This window comes from Paenibacillus sp. URB8-2, assembly GCF_013393385.1.
GTDB lineage: Bacteria > Bacillota > Bacilli > Paenibacillales > Paenibacillaceae > Paenibacillus_AQ.
Map to the genome: position 1 here is coordinate 4,882,252 of NZ_AP023239.1, position 22,131 is coordinate 4,904,382.

Genomic DNA, 22,131 nt, shown 5'->3' on the forward strand with positions numbered 1-22,131 from the left:
TAAAAAAAGAGAGGTGTTCCAGCAGCCATTTCATGGCTTTTGGAACACCCCTTTTCCAGTTCATTGAGCACGGCAGCTCAACTTCCTGTCTTTAATCAGAACTGCTTCTCAGCCATTTCCCCACCATTCGGGACGGCGTTGTTCAGCCAACTGGAATCCATACCGGAATCCATACCGGAATCCATAATCTCGCACATAAAGTCCAGCGCTTCTTCTTCGTCCTTGCCTCTGGTGCGAATGGTAATGACAAAGCCTTTTTTGAGTGGAGACAGCATCATTCCCAGCAAGCTTTTCACATCGATGACCGCATCCGGCTTCAGCAGTATAATCTCGGAAAGGTAGCGTCCCGCATTAATCGATATGCTCTTGAGGTCATCGGAGGAAAAGTCGCGGGTCAAAGTAATATCGTGAACGCGCATAAATAGGTCCCTCCCAAGGTTGTTACCCCAAATTTTAGCACCGGGAGCAGCAGCTTGAAAGGGATTCCGGCCTATTAATCATGACAAAATCGGTAAACCTTCATCCTGTGGCTCCGGACTATGCCACAAGACAGCCTCAGCACGCTTTTTGCAGCGATTATTGGCGGTACAATCCGGACGCCTTCACTTCGTCCATGAACGTGTTGAACTCGTCGATATTAAGCTGCTGCGCCGCGTCGGACAGCGCCGTCGCCGGATCGGGATGGACCTCAACCATAATGCCGTCGGCCCCCGCCGCAAGCGCGGCTTTCGCGCAGGGTACGAGGATGTCCTTGCGGCCGGTGGAATGGGTTACGTCGACCAGAACGGGCAGATGGCTCTCCTGCTTCAGAATCGGCACGGCGGAAATATCAAGCGTGTTGCGCGTCCATTTCTCGTAGGTGCGGATACCGCGCTCAATCAGCATGACCTGCGTATTGCCGCGGGACATAATGTACTCCGCCGCATGCAGGAACTCCTCCATCGTCGCCGCAAGTCCACGCTTCAGCAGCACCGGCTTGTTCACTTCGCCGGCCGCCTTAAGCAGCTCGAAGTTCTGCATGTTGCGCGCGCCGATTTGAATGATGTCGACATAGTCAAGCGACGGCTCGATATGCGCCGGGTCGACGATTTCACTGATGGTCAGAAGGCCGTATTCATCCGCGGCTTCGCGCAGAATGCGCAGGCCGTCCATGCCAAGACCCTGGAAATCGTACGGCGAGGTGCGAGGCTTGAACGCACCGCCGCGCATTACGCGCACGCCCGCCTTTTGCAGCGCCGCGGCAACTGCCCGGGTCTGCTGCTCACTCTCGATCGAGCAGGGGCCGGCCACCATAAGCGAAGCGTTGCCGCCTACCAGAACGTCCCCGGGAAGGATGATAACCGTGTCTTCCTTGCGGGTTTTACGGCTGACAAGCAGGCTCTTCTTATGCTCGGCGCTTTGCAGGTCAAGCGATGCCTTGAAGATCTGCTTGAACAGCGTGCGGACCGTGCTTTCGGTGAACGGTCCTTTGTTCTCGGCTACGAGCTTGTCCAGCATCTTCTTTTCCCGTTCGGGATCGAATTTCGGCACTCCCTGCTTCTCCTTGACAGCCCCGATATCACGGACTATCGCAGCCCGCTCCGAAATCAGCGCGAGCAGTTCGCTGTTGATCTCATCCAGCCGGCTTCTTAATTGTTCCAGTTCCGCATTACTCATAATGTGTTACACTCCCTCTTCTCTTTTATAACAACGCAAAAAGGCTCTCCGTCAAGGGACGAGGAGCCGTGGTACCACCCTTATTTAGAGCCGTTCTTCAGTTCGAAGGAGATCAGCTCTGTCTTAAACCCTGTAACGCGGGGTGCGGGATTCCCTACCCATGCCCATAAAGGCACTTCAGGAACCGACTAGGAAGTGAATTTCGGCAGCAATCGTATCCGGGGCAGCTCTCAGTCTTCGGCATGCCTTCCCTGTTCAGATCCTTATTTTGCGCTTACTCTCTTCGTCAACGTCTTTGCTTTATTATAACGGGCACCGTCCGGAAGGACAGCGAAGTCTTTTCTTCTGGTATCTTAATGGATATTGTCGCTTGATGCAATGGCTCTAACCAACGCATTAAAGCATTAAAACTGCAACACTTTAATCTAATCTTTAATTTCCAAAAAATGTAGTACATGCCCATCACGCCGAATAGGATAAGATGTACGACCTATCCGGCTGAGGAGGAGACGTGACCGTGGACATTTTTATCGGCTACATTTTTCTTGGAATATCGCTTTCAGCACCTATAGGGCCCATTAACGCCGCACAGTTGGACAAAGGGGTCCGCAGCGGCTTCTGGCATGCCTGGTTCGTCGGGCTCGGGGCGATCTGTGCGGACATTTTATATATGCTGCTTGTCTATTTCGGCGTCATTCAACTGCTGGAATCCCCTTATATCAAAGCTTTTCTTTGGCTGTTCGGATTTCTTGTGCTAGTCTACACCGGGATTGAGAGCATTAAGGATGCCGGCCGCGTCTCCGTCCCGGGATCAGCAAGAGCCGACGCCAGGCTCAGCAAATCCCTGCTTTCCGGATTTCTGATGTCCCTGTTCAATCCGCTGTCGATCCTGTTCTGGCTCGGAATTTACGGTTCCGTACTGGCCAAAGCCGCTGCAGAGTTTCCGATGCAGCAGCTTCTTCTGTACAGCGGCGGCATCGTTCTCGGTATTCTCTTCTGGGATATCAGCATGGCTGGGGCAGCCAGCTTTTTTCGTAAATTCTTGACCAGCCGAGTATTAAAAAGCTTGTCGGTCATTTCCGGACTGGCGCTGATCGGATTCGGTTTATACTTCGGAAAGGAAGCCGCGCGTCTGCTCTTTTTCCACTAACGCCGTGATTTGCGCAGCCAAATCCCCTTGATGCGAAAACCCGGCCCGCCGCTTAAGCGTCCGTGGAGGGGAGCAGCCGCCGGATTCTCCGGCTTGTCTTGCTCCCTTTCCTTGCCGCTGCGCCCTTTGCGCACACGCTGGACGATCGCGTCGCAGCCGGCAATGAGCGCCACAAGCAGCAGGCTGATAAAGAAGCCCGGCCGGCTCTCATGATGAAAGACCGTTCCTATAACCGCCGCAGCGATCAGCATAAGCCCGCACCAGCGTTTTAAGCCGCTGAGTTTGGCGGGCTTCAGCAGTTTTGCGGAAGACAATAAAATAAACGACCAGTTGTAAAGCAGCATAAGACCTGCCGCCGTGGTAATGTACTCATACACCTTTCCCGGCATCAGCAGAGCCGCTACGATGGTCGCCGTAAGACCTGCCGCAATCAGGCTCAGCGCAGGCACCGGATATTTGTCCTTCAGCTTCCGCGAGAACAATCCGGGTGCGTCACCCTCCTGCGCAAGCGTAATCATCATAGAAGTAACGGCATACAGCGAAGCAGTCATCGTGGAGAAGCCGGCAACGATCAGCACCCCGTTAAAAACATGGGGAACAAAAGCCAAATGGTCGCTGCTTAAAGCCAGCACGAACGGGCTCTCCTTCGGATTGAATTTGAATTGGGGCACCATAGTTACGGCTAAGGCGATCGACAGTGCATACACGCCCGCCAAAAGCAGCAGCATGATTTTCCCCGCTTTGGGGGCCTCCTCCGGCTTCTGGAGCCGGTATGACATAATGCCGAGCACCTCAATGCCGCCATAAGCGTAAAAGGCAAAAATAAACGATGACCACAGTCCCATTCCGCCGTTCGGGAAAAATTCTTTCATCGTCAGTGGCATATTCGGCTTAAACCGCCCTCCGTCGATCCAGCCCGCAAGAAGTCCCGCCGCAATAATCAGAAACATGACAATCGCGGCGATTTTGACAACGGCAAGCACATTCTCTACCCTGTCAAAGCCCTTGTTGCCGAAAAAGACGATAATCAGACCGAGCAAACCGAAACCGGCGGCGAAAATCCACATCGGAACAGCCGGAAACCAAAATCTGGAGAATATGGACAACGCCGTAAGCTGACTCCCCATAATAAGCAGCTCGGAGCACCAATAAACATATCCGCTTCCGAATCCCGCCCATCCCCCGAATGCCTTCTGCGCGTATGAACGGAAGGAGCCTTGTTCGGGATGATCAGCCGTCATGCGGGACAGCGCGTCGAATACGACGTAGGTTCCGGCCGCAGCCAGAAGATAAGCGATCAGGACGGACGGACCGCCAATCATAATCGCAAGGCCCGAACCCAGAAAATAGCCCGTTCCGATCGTTCCCGCCACTCCGAGCAAAGACAACTGCCACCACTTGAGCTTCCCGCTGCCTTTCGAAGACGATTGTTTGCCCATTATTCGATCCTCGCTTGAAGTAAATTGCGTGCTTAATTATCATGCCTTTTTTAAGCTTTTTTCATGTGCAGGCTATTAATATTCACCTCTATTTATTCGATAAATTAGTATGATGTACTTACACCAATAGTTCTAATAGCCTATTTACGAGGTGCCACTATGAAATATACAGGAAGGGTTCTAATAATAAGCATCATCCTTATGCTGCACAGTTCCTATCTCCTTTACTATGTTCTTCTGGGCAGAGAAATTACAATGCTCGACTGGCTAGGATATCCCATATTTGCGGCGATATGCTATTGGGCGGGACTTCAATTTGACCGGGCCGTCTTTTATTCCGAGAGAGATCCTTTGACCGGGCTGTATAACCGAAGAAAAGCGGATGTCCGAATCGCAAGGATGATGGCTGCGGCGGACCGGACCGGTCAAAAAGTATTCGTACTATCCATCGATTGTGACAATTTTAAATGGATCAACGATACACTGAATCATCAAACCGGCGATGCCGTGCTTATTGAAATTGGCAAGCTTTTGCAGCTGGAAAGCAGCAGGCAGACGGTTGCCGTCCGCTGGGGAGGAGATGAGTTCTTGCTCTGCGGGCTCTGCTCCGGCTATGAAGAGGTGGAAGCGCTCAAACACCGGCTCAATACGGCAATTGCCGGGTTGTCGGCCAGCATGAATCTGCCCGTCAATATCTCCATCGGCTCAGCCCTTTATCCCGACGACAACTCCACCCTTTCCGTACTGATTACTCTTGCCGACTCCAATATGTACAACGAGAAAAAGGCATAGGCATTCCGCTCAATATCCGCAAAAAAAGAGACGATAACGATAAATCGTTAACTCGTCTCTTTGCTTAATACCAAAGCTTATGTCCGCCGGTCCAACTCTCCCGCCGTTCTCAGAAAAACTTTCCGATCATTTTCCGGATCGTCTCGGTTCTTACAGGCTTGCTGATATATTCATCCATCCCCGCCGCCAGACATCTCTCGCGGTCATCCTTCAAGGCGTTGGCCGTTATCGCAATAATAACCGGAATTTTCTCCGGGGGGAGCGTGTCCTTGACCACCTTTACTGCTTCCAGCCCATTCATGCGCGGCATCTGGACATCCATAAAAGCAAGATCATACATGTTGTCGTTCAGCGCATGAACCGCCTGAAGCCCATCGGAAACTATGGATACGTTATGTCCACGTTTCTCCAGCATCTTCCTCAGGACAATCTGGTTGACTTCATTATCTTCAGCCACAAGAATCCGCAGAGGGCGGGAATCCGTTCTTCCTTCGCGAACTGCATCCGGTTCCACCCGGTTCCCGCTGTATTCAGCCTGCCGGAAGACGACCGTAAACACAAATGTCGCTCCCTGCTCCGAATCCTGCAGCCTGATACTGCCGCCCATCAAGCCGACCAGCCTTTTCGCGATTGCAAGTCCCAGCCCCGTCCCTTCATGCTGGCGCTGCATAAAGCGATCCGGCTGGTAGAACGGCTCGAACAGCCTTTCCCGCTGGTTCTCGGGTATACCGACACCGGTATCGGACACCTTGACTTCCAGCGTTACCTCATTCCGGTCGATTTTCGTTGTCCGGACACTGACGTTCACTCCGCCGGTATTGGTGAATTTGACGGCGTTGCCCACAAGGTTCATCAGAATCTGCTTGAAGCGTTCGCTGTCCCCTCTTACAAATTCAGGAATCTCTGGATCGACTGAAACACGAAGCGTCAGTCCCTTAATCTCCGCTTTTGGAGCGAGCACCATGACCGCCGATTCAATGCACGGCCTTAGTTCAAAACGTTCTTCATGCAAATCGGTGCGCCCCGCTTCGATTTTGGCGAGATCGAGAATATCGTTGATAATCGAGAGCAGCGTATCGCCGCTTTTTCGTATAATCTCCAGATACTCCCGCATGGAAGAATCCGGCGGGCTCATATCCAGCAGCAAGTCCGTCATGCCGATCACCCCGTTCATCGGAGTGCGGATTTCATGGCTCATGACCGCAAGAAACTCGCTTTTGGCCTGATTCATGCTCTCGGCAAGTTCTTTTTCAATCAGCAGCATTTTCTGCTCGGTTATATCTTTGGCGATAATATAAAAACCCGCTTTGGTGTTGTTGATAATAATGGGCGCAACCGTCGCAATGACTTCCACAAAATGGCCGTCCTTATGGCGAATACGGTCGATATCAGGCTCTTTGAACGTATGCTCCGTGGAAAACGCGAGAATATCGTCCAAATGCTCTTCCCCGACAAGGATGGACACATTCATTCCGGTCAGCTCGGAGATGTTGTAACCTGTCAACTGACAGACCCTCTCATTCCCATTGATCATGTTACCCAGCAAATCGACCGAGATTATCGCATCATGATTGTACTTTTTCAGGGAGGTGTATCTCTCCAGCATTTCCTGCAGCTGCCGCTCCACGACTTTGCGCTCCGTCATATCGCGTCCAATGGCCAGCATACTTCGTCCATGTTCGTCCTCCATAATACGAAGCGTGAAATCGAGCCATATGTAATGGCCTTCCTTATGCCGTGCGCGCAATTGGACGCTTTGGCGTTTCAACATCTCCGTTCCGGACACCAGCGATAGATCATTCGGATGCAGCAGACCAAAGTTGCGCTTCCCAAGCAATTCCTCTGGCTGGTAACCCAGTATTTCATAAATGGAAGGAGAGCAGTACAGGCACATGCCGTTAAGCGAAGTGTAATAAATGATGTCTCTCATATTGGCGGCAAAGGAACGGTACAGCTCATCGCCGGGCTGAACAATGCCGCACTGGGTATCCGGCCCTGAAACAGGGAGCAGATTGACAATGTAATACTGGGATGCCTGGGCCGCGGATTCATTGATTAACGTAAGCCGCAGACGCACCCGGACAGGCATCCCTTCCCGGGAAACCATCCGGATCTCCTTCTCCTGGCAGGTTGTATTTCCTTCCCGAAGGAGACGGATCATCTGTTCCGCCACAGATAAATCATCCGGGTGTATCACGTCTGTGAAGTCGCGTTCAAGCAGTTCCTGTTCGCTATAGCCAAGAATGCCGGTAACGGCAGGATTGATATCTGTCCATTTCGCATCGACGGTAAGAAATCCTTCTCCGACAGCCGCCGTCATGAAGGCCTGTTCAAAACGGGAATATCCATCCGCACACTTTCTTAGCAAATGCTTCACCTGCCCGTCTGTGGAATGAAAAAATACAAGAAATTAATAGTTTAAAACTGTATTATTAATATCTTGTATATCCGAGCGAAAGTCAAATGCAAATCCTGTTCCTTTCAGCAATCCCGGGCACCTTCTACCTATGGTTTTTCATGGTGCGCTCTCCCCAGAGCAATCTTTTTCCTAGATGATATTCAGTAGCCGGTAAAGCTGCCCGCCCCTCCGGCAAGCAGACCCTGTACGGTTTCTGTGAAGGTCCTGACTTGAATCGGCTTGGTAATATATCCCGCAAACCCCGCCTGCCGCGCTTTGGCGATGTCCGACAATTGGGCAAATGCGCTGATGGCCAGGACCGGAACATGGCGTGTATACTCCCCCTGCTGCAGGCATTCCATCGTCTCATATCCGTTTAGACCCGGAAGGCCGATATCCAGTATAATAAGGTCCGGCCGCTGCTGCTCAGCCATTTCAAGTCCAAGCTCACCCGTTTCGGCTTTCAGAAGCAGGACATTAGGCAGATTTTTTTTGAAGAGATGATGCATCAGCGCCATATTCAGTGGATTATCCTCCACATATAGGACTTTTTGCAAATTATCTTCCATTTGCTATCCCCCTTATAGCGGTCCCGCCATTCATTAATTTCCATAAAAATGAAAAAGCCGAAGAAAGGGGACATTCCCCTTTCTTCGGCTTATGTTCGGCTCATTTGCATGTCCGACTCATTTCCGCCTAAACCTTCTATGAATTGAACGTAAATGCGATAACACTGTTATCTTTATCAAAATCCCAGTCCACATAGATATCGGCCAATTCCTTGCCGAACAGCTGCGAAATGGTGGTCGTCTCCAAATAACGCTTCTCCATTTTCCGCTTGGTCGTCTTAAGTGTATTCTCGTAGCCCAGATCAATCAGTTCTTTCTCCAGCGGAATCAGTATGCCTTCGCGCTTGACGATCAGGGTGCGCGGATTAATCCACCACGAAGTTGTGAGATCCGGGAACCTCTGAACCTTGCGGCTAACTTCGTTAATCTGGTTATGAACCTCATCCTGTCCCGCGTACTCGTCTGTGAAAGCTTCACCGCCCTTGATCAGAGCCACAATCATTCCTGATGCGTTATGTATACCCCAATCATAGAAAATCTCAGCAACCTCGATCTCCAGCTCATCCTTTATATAAGAGGACAATTCGGGAAGAAGAGACTTCATCAGCAGCTCGCGCGTGTAGCGAAAGGCCTGCTCCTCCTCTTTACTGAGCAAGAAACGCTCTACCGGTCCCATGAAATTACGTATATGCAGCGCAATACATTGCTTCGCAATCGAAGCGTATACGGATTCGGGACCTCTCCCGAACCGTTCCCTAAGCAATCTTCCCGTGTAACTGGAAAGCTGTCCCGCCAGGTCTATAGTACTCATTCATTTTCCTCCAGCATCAATTTCTCAAGTTTCTTGGCAAGCCCTGGGGGAGGCAGTCCGTCTGCTGAAAAAACGGTATGCTAACTAAGTATAATATCTTCTGGGCGCTTCGTATATAGAAAAATACACCTGGTTTTCAGGGCTTCGTTAATGCTTCTTAATGCCTCTCCCGTTCGGCTAAAATACGAAGATAGTTCAGCTTATAAAGAAGGACAGGCCGGAATTTCCCGGCCTGTCCTTCTATTCTATCCTGTTCCAAATGGAATATTCCGCGCTTTCCGCTGCACATAACATTCCACATCTGATCCTTGTCCTGTCGGCGGAGACTATCAGACCGAGGGAAAGGATAGCCCTTTGCGCTCGCACCTTGTCTCCCCTGACTTATGTTCTTCGGTATCGTTCGGTGAATATTTCAAACATAGGCGTCGTGTCCCGGGCCGCCATTGTCGAAGTGGAACCCGGATTCCAGCCGATCTCCTCTCTCCAACTGCCCAGCAGACCGGAACCAATCAGATCTTCCTCCCGAACGGGAACGGAATGCTCCGCTTGGGGAGCTACATAAAGCGCGTCAGCCGGGCAGTAAGCCTCGCACATGAAGCAGGTCTGGCAGTCCTCCTGCCGGGCAAGTGCCGGAAGCTTTCGATTAATGTCAAAATCGAATACGTTCGTCGGACACACCTTTACGCATAGCTTGCAGCCGATACAGCGGTCCGAACTGATCAACTCGATCATATTGCCCGCTCCTCCTTTACGGCACGCAGTTCATGGGCGTGGGGCACGCTCTCTGTAGAGATGCGAATATTGCCGATACCGGACAGAACCAGCCGGTGGGTCTGCCGGGGGTCCATCACCGGATATTCCGCCAGCGCCTGCAGGCCGCGCGTCTCCTTCCGGGCAAGGGCGGCGGTATACATCCAGCGGGCAGTCGCCAGCATTGCCGCCGCTTCGCGCGCCTGAACGATTCCTCGTGTGGATGCAGGCGGTTGAGCGTTCAAATCAGACATCAGCGCATTCAGGCGTCCGAGCGAAGCATCGATTCCTGCCTCGGTGCGGAAGAAGTTGATGTTCAGCGGCAGCACTTCGCGCTGGACCGCCGTCACCAGCGCCTTAACCTCAAGCGTTTCCGGCGAGTCTGCGCCGGCGGACAGCCCGTAGCGTCCGGCCGCTTTGAGCCGGCGGCCGCCGCTGCCGCCAAGGGTCCGGGCATATCGTGCGGCCGCTTGGCCGGCCCAGCTTCCGCTGCATATGGCCCAGGACGCGTTGTACGCCCCGCCGCCCGAAATCGCGCCGGTTACCTTCTCGCGCGATGCGGCGTCCCCGGCCGCATACAGGCCGGCAACCGTCGTCTCGCAGCCGCTGCCGGTCAGACGGAGGCCTCCCGTCCCGCGCATCGTTCCCTCATAGCGAAGCGTCAGCGGGAATTTGTCGCGGAAAGGGTCGATTCCCGCCCGCTCAAGCGGCATGAAGAAGATTGGATGGGCACGGCGCAGGAAATTACGTTTCTCCTCCGTATCGGCGAGATCAAGACTGGCGTAGACCGGCCCTTTCAGCAGCAGTTCGGGAATACTGCCAAAGGTACGGTCCCCTTTCAACAGCGGCTGCCCGGCTGCATCATACAGCGTGGCCCAGGCCAGCATGCGTCCGCGGGTAACGCTGCCGTCCGCAAAGCTCGGCGCGTACTGCCGGGTGAATTCCATTCCGGACAAATCGGCGCCAGCCTCGGCTGACATCAGCAGTCCTTCCCCGGTCAATACATTGCAGCCGAGACCCTTACTCAGGAAAGCGCAGCCTCCAGTGGCCATGACAACCGCATTCGCCCTTACCTCCCATGCATTGCCGGTCAGACGGTTAACACCGCGCGCCCCGCCAACGCCGTGATCATCGTGAAGAAGCTCCAGTGCCGGAGACTGATCCCATATCTTTACGCCGGCCTTGCGGACAACCTTACGCATCAGGCCCATATATTCCGGTCCGTGCAGGTGAGTGCGCATGGCATTGCCGTGCTCATCTTTCGGAAAAGGATAGCCCCAACTTTCGATCTGCTCCAGGTTCTGTTCCACCTGATCCAGCACGCGGTGAATCCAAGCGTTCTCAGACAAGTAGCCTCCGGCCTTAAGTCTGGACCGAACGGCCTCCTCCCGAAGCTCCGACACGGGAGGGATCACGAGCAGCGTCGTTCCTCCCGGGGCTGTCGCTCCGCTTGTGCCGAGATAGCCTTTGTCGGCCAGGATGACTTTCGCTCCCAGCGAGGCCGCGCTCCATGCCGCCCATGCCCCGGCCGGACCCCCGCCCAGTACAAGCACATCCGCCTCCAACCGTTCTTCTTGCCGCGTCATTTCCGCTCACCTCCGAAATATGGTAAAGTCTACGGTTCATGAGCAAGCTCTGAACTCAACCTGAAGAAGCAGCCGAGACTTTCTCCGGCTTTCCTTTAAGCCGCTATTTCAGCTGCCAATCGCTGATTTGGAAATCTTTTTTGGCCAGCTTTTCTTCCACAAGAAAGTTCTTCGTGCCTTCAAGCAGCGCTAGTCCGTCATCCGTAAAAGCGGTATCCTTTAAGTCTCCGACCGGACTTACCTGCTTGACGATATCCGGCGTAGTCTCCCCGATTTCGGCAAGAAACTTGTAATATTCGTCCTCATGCTGCTTCAGGTCGGCCAGCGCTTTCTCGCGCGCCTCGTTCCAGACCTTAGGGAAGTCCGGGAATTTCGCCAGATAATCTTCCGACACAACGGTCACACTGGAGCCAAGAAGCTCAGGGTGCTTGGAGGAATCGTCCAGAAGCGGATACCCGGCGCTGATTTGCTTAATCGCCTGAACGCCGTTGTTGGTTGTCGCGTCGATATCTCCGCGCGCCAGGGCAGCGGTAGCGTCAGGAATGAGCATATGCACAAGCTTGTAGTCCGTAACCCCTTCTTGCTTGAGCAGTCCCACAAGGTAGCGGTGCATGAAAGATCCCTTCTGCGTCGCAATGGTCTTGCCCTGCAGATCCTTCACCGTCTTCGGGCCGTCCTTCTTGGCAATCAGGTAACCGACGGTATGGGCCGATCCCTGGCCGATTAGGCGGGTCTTGGCGCCGCCGGCATAAGCGATAATAGCAGGGGTATCGCCAAGCGAACCGAAATCGAGCCGGCCGCTGATCAGCGATTCCGTCTGGTCCGGTCCGTTCGGGAAGCTGGTCAGCTTCACTTCTGTAATGCCGTGTTTCTTGAGTTCCTCTTGGATAATGCCCTTATAGAAGCCCCAGCCTTCCGCTCCACTCGGCAGATTCAGCTTGTTGGCCCCGATGAAGCCGTAATTCAGCACCGCCGGAACGCTGCTCTTTGCGGCATTTCCGCTGCTAGCCGCCTCCGCCGTATCCGTTCCTTCCGCGGCCTTGCTGCCGGAATTCCCGTTGCTTCCGCAAGCGGAAATGACCAGCATAACCATGACCACACTTGCGATAAGCATAAAGCGCAAGCCCCGTGCCGCGCCCCCCTGAATCTCTCTATACACCTTTGCCATCTTTGTTTCTCCCCTCAAAATAGGTATTTGCTTATATGACACCGGGCCGCTAGAATCCCGCCCGGCGGGATAACTGAACCATAAAGCCGTGGCTGGCCACAGGCTTCCTCCCTTTTCCCCAGCCCACCTTCTCCCTGTATCCGCCAAGAAGCCCCCGCTCCTTAAGCTCCGTTTCCGTAATGCCTGTCGCGGCTTCCGAATCCGGCGCCACATACAGGGCATCCACCGGGCAGTACAGCTCGCACATAAAGCAGGTCTGGCAATCGCTTTGCCTTGCAATGACAGGAACCTTGCCGCCTGACTGGTCGAACACGTTGGTCGGGCAGACCGCCACGCATTGATTGCAGCCGACGCAACGGTCCGCGCTGATGACTTCAATCACGACGGGACACTCTCCTTTGCCGTAAGTTCGGGCTTCACCCAGACCTCATCCAATCCGCCGCTGATTAACCGGTAGTGCTGGTTCTCATCGATCGCCTTGTGGTCCTCGCGTTTATGCATGCCCCTCGTTTCCGTCCGGGCGAGCGCCGAGGAGTACATCCAGCGAGCCGTCGCCGTCATGGCCGCCGTTTCCCGGAGCTTCACGCCTTCGGCGGTAAGCTCCACTTCCTGACCTCGCTGCTCTTTCCACAGCCGGTCCAACCGTCCGAGGGAAGCCTCAAGGCGTTCCCCGGTACGGAACAGATTGATATCGTAAGGCGTTACCTCCGCCTGCACGGCAGCGGTGTATTCCAGCGCCCGGGACGCCGCTCCCGGCTGAGCTTTCCGGTGCGTAAGGGTCGAGGATGAAAGTCCGGCCGGAGCGCGTCCCGCGGCATGCCGTCCAAGGCTCAGCGCATAGCCGGCTGCTCCCTCTCCGGCGAAGGAGCCGGAGGACATGGCCCAGGCGGCATTGTGGCTTCCGCCGCCGGTGAAGCCGCCGCAGATCAGCTCGCGGGTTGCGGCATCCCCGGCCGCATACAATCCGGGCACGCCCGTTCCGCAAGCCTCGTCCGTAATCCGGATGCCTCCGGTTCCGCGGACCGTGCCTTCCAGCCGAAGCGTTACAGGGAAGGCGTCCTTGAACGGATCGATGCCGAGCCGGTCGAAGGGCAGGAAGAAGTTCGTCTGCGCCACCCGCAGGAGAGGCCGCAAATCCTCCGGCGCCTGATCCAGCCGGGCAAAGACCTTTCTCCCCTGTAGGAGATTCCGTGCAATGAAGGAACGTCCTTTCTTGGAACCCGCGCCTTCCACAACGCTTCCGTCCTCGTAATAGAAGCTTGCATAGCTGTAATACGCCGTCTTGGTCACGGAAGAGAAAGTCGGGCATATGGCATAGGCATTGGAGAACTCCATCCCCGACATGGCCGCGCCCGCCTCGGCGGCAAGCAGAAGCCCGTCGCCGGTCAGTACATTGCAGCCCAGCGCCTTGCTCAGGAAAGCGCAGCCGCCGGTTGCGATCACAACCGCTCCGGCTATTACACTCCAGGCTTCCCCGGTCTGCGTCTGCACGCCGGTGGCGCCGGCTATGCCGTGTTCGTCGGCCAGCAGCTCCAGCGCAGGGCTGTGGTCGAGGATGGTAACGCCCGCCTTTTTCACCAGCTTGCGCATCAGCCTCATATACTCCGGCCCCTGCAGACTGCGGCGGTGGGGATTGCCGAATTCATCCACCGGGAACGGGTATCCCGATAAGCCGAGCCGGTTCATATTCTCATACGTACGGTTAAGCACCCGGTCCATCCAGCTGTGCTCCGCCAGACTGCCGCCCAGAATGAAACGGCTTGCCTTCGCTTTCTCGCGAAGCTCCTTATCGGGATCTACATACCAGACGCCCGTTCCGGACGGGGCGGTTGCGCCGCTGGAGCCGCAGTAGCCTTTGTCGGCCAGAACGACCTTGGCCCCCTTGGCCGAGGCGGTCAGAGCGGCCCATGTGCCCGCCGGACCTCCCCCAATCACGAGCACATCCGCTTTCAACTCCAGTGAACCCCTTTTTACCGTTTCATTCATTGCTTTAGCCTCCTCCGAAATCTTGGTTGTGGATCGAAATTTACCCCCGGTAGCTGTCCCGCCAGAACAATAATCGGTGCTCCAGCACCCGGAAGATCGAATCGATCAGCTTGCCGACGAAGGCGAAAATGAGAATCCCGACAAAGATAATTTCCGTATTGGAATTTTGCTTTGCTTCATTAATAAGGAAGCCGACGCCCGACTGCGAACCGATCAGTTCCGCAACGACCAGACTGATCCAGGCCACCGCCAGCGACAAGCGCAGGCCCAGCAGAATATTCGGCAGCGCCGCTGGCAGGACAAGCCGGCGCAGCCGCTGGTACGGACTGAAGCCGAGCACCCTTCCGACCTCCAGCAGCTTGTGGTCCACATGCCGGATCCCCACAAAGGTATTGATGTAGAGTGGAAAAAAAGAGCCGCTGATAATAATGGCCACTTTGGACACTTCCCCAAAGCCGAACCAAAGGATGATCAGCGGAGCAATCGCCAGATGGGGAACCAGGCGCAGCACCTGAACGCTTGGGTCCAGTAAATATTCCGCGCTGCGGAACAGGCCCGTCAGGATGCCCAGCAGCAGGCCGAAAGCCCCTCCGATCAGAAAGCCCAGGAACGCCCGTCCAAGACTGACTCCGAGATGATGCGCAAGCCCGCCCGATACCGCCAGGTCAACAAAGGACCGGGCGATGGCCAGCGGCGTAGGCAGAAATTCGGGCGATGCCCAGCCGGCACTCCCGGCGGCCTGCCACAATGCAACAGCCAATGCCGGAATAATCACGCCGACGCCAAGGTTGGACAGATACAGCTTCCATGAAATCGGCCGCCGGGATGCCGCCGCTTTTTCACGTACTGCTTTAAGCTTGCCGCTTCCTTCCCGCACGCCTGTTCCCGGCTGGACAATAACTTTGGCTCCTTCACTCATTAGGTTCTCTCCTTTCTATCCTTTGTAGCTTTCTTTCCAGCGGAGCAGCCGATGTTCAATCAGACGCATTGCCGTATCGCTCAGCAGACCGCAGACCGCGAAGATGAGAATGCCGACGAACACAACCGGTGTATCAGCAAACTGTCGGGCGTCCGACATCATATAGCCGATGCCCGAGGTGGAAGCGATCAGCTCCGCAACGACCAGACCGAGCCAGGACAGTCCGAGCGACAGGCGGGCGCCGAGCATAATATGGGGCACCGCCCCCGGAAGCACGAGTTTAAGAATCTGCTTCGGTCTGCTGAAGCCGAGCACCCTGGACACCTCGAACAGCTTATTGTCCACACTGCGAATCCCCATGAAAGTATTAATATAGAGGGGAAAGAATGCGGCTTTGGCAATCAGCAGCACCTTCGACTCCTCCCCGATGCCGAACCAGAGGATAAACAGCGGGACTACCGCGAGGCTTGGGATCATCCGGATCATCTGCAGTGAAGGATCAAGCAGCTTCTCTGAGCGTTTGAACAGTCCGACCAGAATCCCGAACGCAAGCCCGAGACCCCCGCCGAGCGCAAAACCGAGCAGAACCCGAACGGCGCTGATTCTAAGATTGCTCCATAAATCTCCCGAAGCCGCAAGCGAAGCAAAAGAGGCCGCTATCGTATACGGCGTCGGAAACAGCAGATCCGAAATCAATCCGTAATGCCCCAGCGCTTGCCAAAGCGCCAGAACAGTTACCGGCAGCAGCAGACCAAGCAGGACTTGAGCCCCTTTTCCGGGCTTGCCTGCGGTTCGGATGGCGGCGGTACGGTTGCTCATGAATCCTTCCCTCCTTCTCTCGAATAAAATATATAATTCCAATCAATTAAATCGGATATAAGACAAGCTAAATGCCCGCTCCGTCGGTCAGCTCCAGCTCTTCTACCTTTTCGAATTCGCTGAGCACCTTCAGCCGCAGCTCCTGAAAAGAAGCGGTTGCTTTTTTGCGGGGATACGGAAGATCAATGTGGACGATTTTCCGGATTTTCCCCGGCCGCGGCTCCAGAATGACCACCCGGTTGCCCAGGAAAACCGCCTCGTCGATATCATGGGTCACAAAGATCATCGTTGTCCGGTTGGTCCGCCATATATCCAGCAGCACCGTCTGCATATGCGCCCGGGTAAAAGCATCCAGCGCGCCGAACGGCTCGTCGAGCAGCAGAATTTTCGGATTTCGCAGGAGCGCGCGGGCAATCGCCACCCGCTGGGCCATGCCGCCGGACAGTTCGCGGGGATATGACTTCTCGAATCCCTTCAGCTTCACCAGCTCGATCAGTTCATCCACTTTCTTCCAGACTCCGGGATCGCGCAGCGACAGATCGGAAGCGATATTCTTCTCCACGGTCAGCCAGGGAAAAAGGCGATGCTCCTGAAAAATAAACCCCTTGTCAATGCCCGGGCCGTTGATCTTCGCCCCTTCCAGCGTAACCGTCCCGCTGTATCCGCCGTCCAGACCGGCGACGATGCGCAGCAGCGTGCTTTTGCCGCAGCCGCTCGGGCCGATCACCGTAATGAATTCCCCTTCCTCCACATGGAGCTCGACATTGTGCAGCGCCTGCACCGGACCGCCCGCGGTTTCGAAAGATTTGTTCAGATTGGAAATGTCCAGCAGCGTTTCTCCCATACCCGTTCCTCCTTTTCACTCAAGCCGCAGCTTATCCATCTTGCACAAAAAAACAGAGGTATCGCGTCTTCAAAGCGCAACACCTCTGTCTGAACAGTCGGTATACTGTGATTTAATTCATAGTATTTTTATGTGAATTGTGATTATTAAAATATCACCGATTTGCAAGGCTGTCAACGAAAAAATAAAATTCGCAGCGACGGCTTCCTCTGTTGCAAGAAGAAACATCAGATTAAGGATAAACGCGAAGCTTATACTTTCTGATATTTGGAAAAAGACCGCCCGATTTCGATCAGGCAGTCCTTTTCGTTCAGCAGTTAACCGCTATGCTATCCGATCGCTCTCTTTCGCATTCTCTCCGGCAACCTCGCCGAACGCGGGAACAATCTCCTCGTCGATCGCAAACAAATCGTGAATCAGGAAATTCGGGCTTGGCGCAATATCGAAGTAGTCCTTGTAAGAGAACCCGTACTTCTTAAAGATCTCATGGCATTTATAGGCCATGTCCAGATGCCATTCCGCATGCGGCGTCCGGTGGCCTTCCAGCGCCGATCCCGGGTTCGGCGTCCAGGCCCCGGTCAGGGACAGCACGCCGATGGAAGCGAAGTACTCTACACCCTCAAGCGTCGCCTTCTTCGGTTCGATACCCGCAACAAAGCCCGATCTCACCTTGCCTTTGCCGAACACCTTGGCCGCGTACTCGATCGCTTTGATCCAGTGCTCCCGGCCGCCGCATTCTGCCACCTTGCCCGGAAGAATCGCCGCGTAAAAGTTCGGGTCCCACATCTCCAGGTTCATTGCCAGAGTCCGAAAGCCCGCTTCCTTGTAGCGGTCGATAATCTCCAGATCCAGCGGCGCTCCAATAACCGCGGTACCGTTGAAATCCCGGAGTCCGGTGCTCTCCTGAATCGCCTCGGCGACGTCGATGTAATAGTCGACCTCCCGCCGCTCAGGAACAAACCCTCCGGTCAGGTTCGTGTGCGTCACCCCGTCGAGCCGGTAAGCGGCGGCTACCGCCTCCCCGATCTGCTTCGGATTTTTCCATTTGATGCCCTGAATTTCCGAGTACGTGTCCTTGGTCGCGTTAATATTGCAGAACAGGCAATCCTGCCCCTTTTCTTTCAGCGAGCATTCATTGCTGTAGGCGATGGAAACCGTTCCTCCCCCCGTATACCCGGGAGCGTACCCGGCAATCCGCGAGAATGGCGTGCCATCGGAAGCGCTTAGCGCATAATATTTGGGCCGCTTGTCGAACGATACGGGAAACAGCTCTTTGCCTTTATGCGTCAGCACGTACTCGCCGCCGTCATATACAATCCGGAAGTCCGATCTGCTGTCCCAGTGGAAGGCGAACCGCAGACCTCCGGGTGTGGTGTAGCCGGTGGGCAGGTCGAAGCCCTCGTGGGTCTCGTGGTCCATTTCAAAGCATAAATGAACCTGCTCCTGAACCGCTCCTCCCAGATCAAGATGCCGGAATATGGCCGGATCAGCCGCCACTCCCTCGATATTCACTTCATTTTTAATTTTCAATTCCTGATAAAGCCGGCTTTTGATCTGCTCCCTGCTCATTCTTCTCACTCCCCGCATCCGTTTGATATAGTAAATGCGCTGAATCCACACTCAAAATGCCGCTCCCCAAATCCTCCAGCAGCGTGAACGCGCCGTCAAAGCCGGCGTACCCTTTCGTAAGTACGATTCGGTCCGCAACCGGAAAAGATACGGGAATGAACGGAATTCCTTTGCGCTCCGCCGCGCGTCGCTCAATCGAGCTTCCGAGCAGCAGCTCAATATCCTCCGATATCACCAGTTCCTCAATGGCCTTGGCGTCACTCTCAAATACAATTCTGGCTTCCGATCCCGGCTGCCGTTCATTCCACTGACGGACAATAGCGCTGCGGGCCGGCTGCGGAATGTCGTCGGTGGAGACAATCAGAGAAGGCAACAGGCCAAGCGGATCGGTCAGGAAGCGGGCCGTACCGAGCACGGCTGCGCTGTCGCCGACCAGGGCGAATTTTTTCTGAAAGCCGTACTTGTAGTATGCGTCCAGAAACTGCACAATGTAGTACCGCTCTTTTTGTTCTTTGAGACCGATCCATGCCTCAACCTTTTCCTGATCCAGATCCAGCTGTTTCCCGATGCACCGCAGCCATTCTCCTGTCTGCAGAGCGCCAACCGGATACCCGTCGAAGTGAACATAGGGGATACCGGCGTTTCTTTCCAGCCACTCACAGATCGGAAGGCTGTGCGAGGAGAAAGAGACATTCAAAGCCGCATTAAAAAGGGTTGTCCATTCTCCCTTATCCGCATCCGGCCCAAACAGCACATTCACGTCCGCGCCAATACCCTCCAGGCTGTCCTTGAGACCCTTCAGATTTCCGCGCCAGTACACATCCTGCTCCGGAATAATGCCGAACAGATTCACAAGACGGCTGTTCTTCACGCTAGCGGGCACGGCCAGCTTATCGAATTGACGCAGTATCCCGGTCACCGCCGCCGTATATCCGTTATGGACGCTTCCTTTAAAGCCGGGAGTACTGACGTGAATCGCTTTAAACTGCTGCTCCTGCAGCTCCTTGGTCATCGCCGGCACATCGTCGCCGACAAGCTCGGGCGTGCACCCGGTCAGCACCACGTAGAAGTCGCCTTCCTTAATCTTCACTGTATTTTTGAGCTGCTCCCTGAGCCTTGAGCTTCCCCCGAACACAACCTGTCTTTCCAGAAAATTGGTTGACGGAAGGCCGAGGCCGCCCGTATAACCGGAACCTCCGCCTCCGCTAAGGCTGCTGATTCCGGCATACTGCTGTACGCCGCAGCCCAAGGTGGAATGGATGATCGGCACAGCGCCTTCAATCGACTTAATCGTCTGAACCGCTCCATGCAGCATACAGCTGTTCCGGTTTCCCGCCGTCGTGTTTCCCATCCTATTTCACCTCCTGCTTGATATGCCAGTTGACGCTTTTGCTCAGCCAGCCCGCCCGGTAAGAGGTGCTTCCGGGGCTTAAATAGCGGCTAAGCGACGGGTTGCGCAGCGCTTTGGCAAAAAGCGGGGCAAGTTCTTGAACGCCACCGAAACCGTACACATCCACGGAATCGACAGCCGCAGCCGCGATCCCCGCTCTGGCCGCCCATACGGCCGCTTCTCCAAGCCCGATATACAGTCCGGGTTTTAATTTCCCCAGTGCGTTGATCTTCTCGAAAGGCTGCCCCGGTTGGATAAGTACCTGCGGATTACTCCGGCCAGCCCATTCCCTGAGTCTGGAGACATGCGAACTGTCGGCGTGGGTCAAACTTAAAGCCGCCACTTCTCCCCCCAGCTCTTCCACGAATTCCGCTATTCCGAACGCTTGTTCCGGAGGAAGGTCGATAAAGACGGAGACGCCATCCAGCCGCAGCTGCTTAAGGCCTATCGCCGCCGCAGCCCGTTTCTCTTCAATATAAGCCCGCGCCTGTTCGGTGGAGCCGCTGGCTCCGGCGGCGGCAAGCAGCCACCGCTCCGTCCCGGCAAGGCCGATCGGCGCCGTCTCCTGTAAGTGGACGACACCGTGCGCCTCTTCCAGCCAATCCAGCAGGTAACGGGAATCATCCTTATCAATGGCAATGGAGGCTAAGGCGTTCAGTGATTGCTGTAATGCAGCAATCGTTAATCCCTCCGCTACGTTGTTATACGAAATCCCCGCTCCATTCAAGTCTTTGACAATATGGTTCGTTCTCGTTCCGGCTGTGCCAATCACGTTAACGGCCGGGAGGGGGAGCGCATCGGGGTCTTCTTTCAATACGTATTTGGCCAACGCATGAAATACCAGATCATACCCGTACACGGCGGTTTTGGAGCGAAAGCCCGAGGCAAATACCGGGACTACGGGAATACCGTACTGATCTTCCTTCTCCGTCGCAGCGGACTGGATATCGTCATTGTTAATGGCGACGACCGGCGTTGATAGAATAAAAACAATCTCGGGACGCCATGTCCGGTACGCCCGATCGACCGCTTCCCTCAGCTTGTCGTCTGCGCCCAGAATTGAATCGTTTTCTTCAATATTAGTGATCAGCCAGGGACTGCCTCCCGCCCTGAGCTCATCCTCAAGCTTGATCGCGCCGCAGCCCGGCGGACTGTGAATAATGGTGACGCTGCCGCGAATGCGGCCCAGAAGCCGAATCGCGCCAATCACTTCGTCGTCGCCAGTTTCCGAATAGGTGCGGATTCTTTGTCTCGGCTCTTCCTTCTCCAGTTCATCCGCTAAAGAAGCGCTGTCGCCGTAGAAAGCGGTCAGCGCCCCCTTTCGCTTTTCCCTCGTCCGGGGAAGCCTTTGTCTGATTTCGTTCATGGTTCGTCTCCTTAGCGCGCAGCGGCGGAGAAGGAAGCCGCCTCCTGGTTGATAGCATCTCCCCAGCTTCTGGCCCAATCGCGAAGATCGGTAACATTCAGCGGATTCGGAATGGTTAAGTTCTCATTGTTTGCAACATGCGCGGCCAACTTCCGGTACACATCGGCCTGTTCCGAGCCGGGGCTGGCTTCAATCACTGTTTTGCCGTACAGTTCACTCTGGGCGACTACCGGCGAACGGGGGACAAAACCAGCTACGGCAGTACCTGTTCGGCTCGTGAAATCCGTAATCAGCGACTCGGGATACCCGGGCAAAATACTGTTTCCGATGACGCCGCCGAGCTTCGCTCCTCCGGATGGCGCGTATTTGCCGATCGCCTTGAACAGATTGTTGGCTGCGTAGATCGCCATGAAGTCTGAGGAGCTGACCACATAAGCTCTGTCGGTAATTCCGTCGCGGATCGGTACGGCGAAGCCTCCGCACACCACGTCTCCCAATACATCATACAGCACGTAATCGGCTTCGTATTCTTCGAAGACATTCAGCTCTTGCAGCAGACCGACGGCTGCGTTGATGCCGCGCCCCGCGCAGCCGACGCCCGGCACAGGGCCGCCCGCTTCGATGCAGAGCACGCCCTTAAAGCCAACTGCAGACACATCCTGCAGTTTCACATTGGCGCTGTCTCTCAGGCTGTCAATTACCGTCGGCAAATAGTCGCCGCCCCTAAGTGTGTTGGTGGAATCGCTCTTGGGGTCACATCCGATCTGGATCACCCGGTAGCCCGCTTCTGCGAGAGCGGCGCTGATATTGGACGTGGTTGTCGATTTGCCAATGCCGCCCTTGCCGTAGATTGCAATATGCTTTGCCGTTTTTGCCATTCTTTATTTCCTCCTGTCTGCATATCCTCTTGGTCTGCCGG

Annotated in this window: 20 protein-coding genes; 2 read left to right on the plus strand and 18 right to left on the minus strand. The window is 55.0% G+C overall.

The window, feature by feature from the left end; all coding sequences use genetic code 11:
* Positions 1-95: 95 nt before the first annotated feature.
* Together PUR_RS22590 and PUR_RS22595 are read right to left on the minus strand one after the other, a co-directional pair.
* Positions 96-419, minus strand: coding sequence for an HPr family phosphocarrier protein (locus tag PUR_RS22590; RefSeq protein WP_124697065.1), 324 nt, complete (start codon positions 417-419; stop codon positions 96-98).
* Positions 420-576: 157 nt separating this feature from the next.
* Complete coding sequence (locus PUR_RS22595; protein ID WP_179037186.1) at positions 577-1,656, minus strand: bifunctional 3-deoxy-7-phosphoheptulonate synthase/chorismate mutase; 1,080 nt, start codon at positions 1,654-1,656, stop codon at positions 577-579.
* 517 nt (positions 1,657-2,173) lie between these two features.
* Here PUR_RS22595 and PUR_RS22600 point away from each other — a divergent pair.
* Positions 2,174-2,806: a LysE family transporter gene (locus tag PUR_RS22600; RefSeq protein ID WP_179037187.1), complete on the plus strand. Its 633-nt coding sequence runs from the start codon at positions 2,174-2,176 to the stop codon at positions 2,804-2,806.
* On the opposite strand, the gene PUR_RS22605 is transcribed toward PUR_RS22600, so the two are convergent.
* Complete coding sequence (locus PUR_RS22605; RefSeq protein WP_179037188.1) at positions 2,803-4,245, minus strand: amino acid permease; 1,443 nt, start codon at positions 4,243-4,245, stop codon at positions 2,803-2,805. The genes PUR_RS22600 and PUR_RS22605 overlap by 4 nt on opposite strands.
* Positions 4,246-4,404: 159 nt before the next feature.
* Here PUR_RS22605 and PUR_RS22610 point away from each other — a divergent pair, with 159 nt between their 5' ends.
* Positions 4,405-5,037, plus strand: coding sequence for a GGDEF domain-containing protein (locus tag PUR_RS22610; protein ID WP_179037189.1), 633 nt, complete (start codon positions 4,405-4,407; stop codon positions 5,035-5,037).
* A 109-nt stretch (positions 5,038-5,146) separates the two neighbouring features.
* Here the strand turns inward: PUR_RS22610 and PUR_RS22615 are convergent, their stop codons facing one another.
* From PUR_RS22615 to PUR_RS22685, 15 genes are all read right to left on the minus strand, one after another.
* Positions 5,147-7,405: a PAS domain S-box protein gene (locus tag PUR_RS22615; protein WP_232101608.1), complete on the minus strand. Its 2,259-nt coding sequence runs from the start codon at positions 7,403-7,405 to the stop codon at positions 5,147-5,149.
* A 191-nt stretch (positions 7,406-7,596) separates the two neighbouring features.
* Positions 7,597-8,004, minus strand: coding sequence for a response regulator (locus PUR_RS22620; RefSeq protein ID WP_179037191.1), 408 nt, complete (start codon positions 8,002-8,004; stop codon positions 7,597-7,599).
* A gap of 136 nt (positions 8,005-8,140) precedes the next feature.
* A complete protein-coding gene (locus PUR_RS22625; RefSeq protein ID WP_179037192.1) occupies positions 8,141-8,815 on the minus strand; it encodes a Na-translocating system protein MpsC family protein in 675 nt (224 codons plus the stop codon).
* A gap of 381 nt (positions 8,816-9,196) precedes the next feature.
* Positions 9,197-9,547, minus strand: a complete 351-nt coding sequence (locus PUR_RS22630; protein ID WP_179037193.1) for a 4Fe-4S dicluster domain-containing protein — start codon at positions 9,545-9,547, stop codon at positions 9,197-9,199.
* Complete coding sequence (locus PUR_RS22635) at positions 9,544-11,151, minus strand: FAD-dependent oxidoreductase (protein ID WP_179037194.1); 1,608 nt, start codon at positions 11,149-11,151, stop codon at positions 9,544-9,546. Before PUR_RS22635 ends, PUR_RS22630 begins: the two co-directional genes overlap by 4 nt.
* A 103-nt stretch (positions 11,152-11,254) precedes the next feature.
* Positions 11,255-12,319, minus strand: coding sequence for an ABC transporter substrate-binding protein (locus PUR_RS22640; RefSeq protein ID WP_179037195.1), 1,065 nt, complete (start codon positions 12,317-12,319; stop codon positions 11,255-11,257).
* Positions 12,320-12,368: 49 nt separating this feature from the next.
* On the minus strand, positions 12,369-12,701 hold the full coding sequence (locus PUR_RS22645; RefSeq protein WP_179037196.1) for a 4Fe-4S dicluster domain-containing protein: 333 nt from the start codon (positions 12,699-12,701) through the stop codon (positions 12,369-12,371).
* Entirely contained in the window at positions 12,698-14,305 is a 1,608-nt protein-coding gene (locus PUR_RS22650) for an FAD-dependent oxidoreductase (protein WP_179037197.1), read from the minus strand. The genes PUR_RS22645 and PUR_RS22650 overlap by 4 nt, the downstream gene beginning before the upstream one ends.
* A 40-nt stretch (positions 14,306-14,345) precedes the next feature.
* The gene (locus tag PUR_RS22655) at positions 14,346-15,224 is read right to left on the minus strand and encodes an ABC transporter permease (protein ID WP_179037198.1); all 879 of its coding nucleotides are present in this window, start codon (positions 15,222-15,224) and stop codon (positions 14,346-14,348) included.
* 15 nt (positions 15,225-15,239) lie between these two features.
* Positions 15,240-16,043 carry an ABC transporter permease gene (locus tag PUR_RS22660; protein WP_179037199.1) on the minus strand — a complete coding sequence of 268 codons (804 nt, stop codon included), beginning with the start codon at positions 16,041-16,043 and terminating at the stop codon, positions 15,240-15,242.
* 67 nt (positions 16,044-16,110) lie between these two features.
* Positions 16,111-16,887, minus strand: coding sequence for an ABC transporter ATP-binding protein (locus tag PUR_RS22665; RefSeq protein ID WP_179037200.1), 777 nt, complete (start codon positions 16,885-16,887; stop codon positions 16,111-16,113).
* 324 nt (positions 16,888-17,211) lie between these two features.
* Positions 17,212-18,456 (minus strand): radical SAM protein, encoded by a 1,245-nt coding sequence (locus PUR_RS22670; protein ID WP_179037201.1) that lies wholly within the window; start codon positions 18,454-18,456, stop codon positions 17,212-17,214.
* Complete coding sequence (locus PUR_RS22675; protein WP_179037202.1) at positions 18,407-19,807, minus strand: nitrogenase component 1; 1,401 nt, start codon at positions 19,805-19,807, stop codon at positions 18,407-18,409. The genes PUR_RS22670 and PUR_RS22675 overlap by 50 nt, the downstream gene beginning before the upstream one ends.
* A gap of 1 nt (position 19,808) precedes the next feature.
* Positions 19,809-21,212: a nitrogenase component 1 gene (locus tag PUR_RS22680; RefSeq protein WP_179037203.1), complete on the minus strand. Its 1,404-nt coding sequence runs from the start codon at positions 21,210-21,212 to the stop codon at positions 19,809-19,811.
* A gap of 11 nt (positions 21,213-21,223) precedes the next feature.
* Positions 21,224-22,090, minus strand: a complete 867-nt coding sequence (locus tag PUR_RS22685) for a nucleotide-binding protein (RefSeq protein WP_179037204.1) — start codon at positions 22,088-22,090, stop codon at positions 21,224-21,226.
* Positions 22,091-22,131: the final 41 nt, after the last annotated feature.